Raw genomic sequence first — 2,543 nt, forward strand, 5'->3', positions numbered from 1 at the left:
ACCACCTTGAGGCCGGCATCGGCGATGCCGGTGGTGTCCACCCGGCGGAGCAGGGAACCCGTGTACGAGTCGAAGACGCTCGACGGGAACTGCAGGTCGCCGATCTCGCCGGGGAACGCGCGACGGTACTCCTGGCGCGCGTAGACCCGGTCCAGCTTGCGCTGCTGGGCCTGCGAGAGGTCCGCTCCCCGCTCGTCGAGGAACATGATGTCGACCGAGTCCGGTACCCCGGGCGAGGTCCTGATCATGATTCCGCCCGCGGCTCCGCGAGCGGTCTGCTGGCGGGCCACGGGCAGCGGTACGTTCTCCAGGTCCCGGACGTCGATGGCGCTGGCCTGCAGGGCCGAGATGACGGCCCGCTTGAGGGCTCTCGCGCCTCGGGAGTGGTCACGGGCCGTGGTGACGATCGCCCCCTTCTTCAGGGTCGTCGCGTAGGCGCCCGCGAGTTTGACCACCAGCTCGGGGGTGATCTCCACGTTCAGGATCCCGGAGACGCCGCGGGCACCGAAGAGGTGGGCCTGGCCGCGCGACTCCCAGATCACCGAGGTGTTGACGAAGGCACCGGCCTCGATGGTCTTGAAGGGGTAGACGCGCACGTTGCCCTGGACGATGGACTCCTCGCCCACCAGGCACTCGTCGCCGATGACGGCCCCGTCCTCGATCCGGGCGGCCCGCATGATGTCGGTGTTCTTCCCGATCACGCAGCCGCGCAGATTGCTGTGGGGCCCGATGTAGACGTTGTCGTGGACGACGGCCTTGTGGAGGAAGGCACCGCTCTTCACGACGACGTTCGACCCGATGACGGTGTGCTCGCGGATCTCCACGCCGGCCTCGACCTTGGCGTAGTCCCCGATGTACAGCGGCCCGCGCAGCACGGCGTCCGGGCTCACCTCGGCCCCTTCGGCGATCCACACGCCGGGAGAGATCTCGAAGCCGTCCATGTCGACCTGGACCTTGCCCTCGAGCACGTCGGCCTGCGCCTTGACGTAGCTCTCGTGGGTGCCGACGTCCTCCCAGTAGCCCTCGGCCACGTAGCCGTAGATCGGCCGGCCTTCCTTCATCAGCTGCGGGAAGACGTCTCCGGACCAGTCGACGGAGACGTCCGCGTCGACGTAGTCGAAGATCTCCGGCTCCATCACGTAGATGCCGGTGTTGATGGTGTCCGAGAACACCTGCCCCCAGGTCGGCTTCTCGAGGAAGCGCTCGACCTTCCCTTCCTCGTCCACGATGGTGATGCCGAATTCCAGCGGATTGGGCACCCGGGTCAGGCACACCGTGACCAGTGCGCCCTTCTCCTTGTGGAAGCTGATGAGATCAGTGAGGTCGAAGTCCGTCAGCGCGTCGCCGGAGATGACGAGGAAGGTGTCGTCCTTCAGGGCCTCCTCGGCGTTCTTCACGCTGCCGGCGGTGCCGAGTGGCTTCTCCTCGTTGGCATAGGTGAGCTCCATACCGAGCTCCTCGCCGTCACCGAAGTAGTTCTTGACGAGCGACGCCAGGAACTGCACGGTCACGACGGTCTCATTGAGCCCATGCCGCTTCAACAGCCTGAGCACGTGCTCCATGATCGGCCGGTTGGCCACAGGCAGGAGCGGCTTGGGCATGCTTGAGGTCATGGGGCGAAGCCGCGTACCTTCGCCACCGGCCATCACGACGGCCTTCATGTCGGAAGAGTCCTCCTAGAGAGATGACGGTCTAGCCGACCTCACCCGTCCCGGACGGTGACTCCGCTACTCCTCCGCGTCAGTACCGGCGCCGAGCGAGCTCAATCGGCCGTGGCATCCGCCTTCACGAGACGGCGGACCTGCACCACGTATAGGATTCCTGCCCACCAATAGAGCGTTGTACCCCATCCCGCGAACGCCCATCCGAAAACGGACGCCATCCAGGCCAGCCAACCGCTGCCATCACTCAGCAACAGCAGGGGGAAGGCGTACATCAGGTTGAAGGTCGCGGCCTTGCCGAGGAAGTTGACCTGGGGCGGCGGATAGCCGTGCCGGCGCAGGATCCACACCATGACCAGCAGCATTGCCTCACGGGCGAGCAGCAGCCCGGTGATCCACAGGGGCAGGATCCCGCGCCAGGTCAGGCCGAACAGCGTGGTCAGGACGTAGAGCCGGTCCGCTGCGGGGTCCAGCAGGCGCCCCAGATTGCTGATCTGATTCCAGCGCCGCGCGAGTTTCCCGTCGAGGTAGTCACTGATCCCGCTGAACATGAGGACGGCCAGCGCCCACCCGTCGTACCCCTCCAGAATCAGCCAGAGGAACAGGGGCACGCCGACGAGACGAGCCATGCTCAGGATGTTCGGAATGGTGAAAATTCGGTCAGTCTGAACCCGAGTCTCCTGGACCTCCACCCGGGGGCCTCCACTGTGACGCTAGAAATGGTCGAATCGCTGCCCCCTGACCCTACAGGAGTCCACGAGCCGCCCGGCCGGCCCGTAAACGCAGGAAAGCCCCGCACCAGTTACCTGGTGCGGGGCTTTCCCACAATGATTGTTCGGCGGCGTCCTACTCTCCCACAGGGTCCCCCCTGCAGTACCATCG

The 2,543-nt window shown here is 65.7% G+C and carries 2 protein-coding genes; both read right to left on the minus strand.

The genetic code is table 11. The features are described 5' to 3' along the window. Nucleotides 1-1,661, minus strand: a 1,661-nt coding sequence (locus tag ACFV0Q_RS40765) for a sugar phosphate nucleotidyltransferase (RefSeq protein WP_385013061.1), incomplete at its 3' end; no start/stop codon positions are given. Nucleotides 1,662-1,762: 101 nt separating this feature from the next. Beyond that, nucleotides 1,763-2,353, minus strand: coding sequence for a CDP-alcohol phosphatidyltransferase family protein (locus tag ACFV0Q_RS40770; RefSeq protein WP_385013063.1), 591 nt, complete (start codon nucleotides 2,351-2,353; stop codon nucleotides 1,763-1,765). Nucleotides 2,354-2,543: the final 190 nt, after the last annotated feature.

The organism is Streptomyces sp. NPDC059564 (genome assembly GCF_042735575.1).
GTDB lineage: Bacteria > Actinomycetota > Actinomycetes > Streptomycetales > Streptomycetaceae > Streptomyces.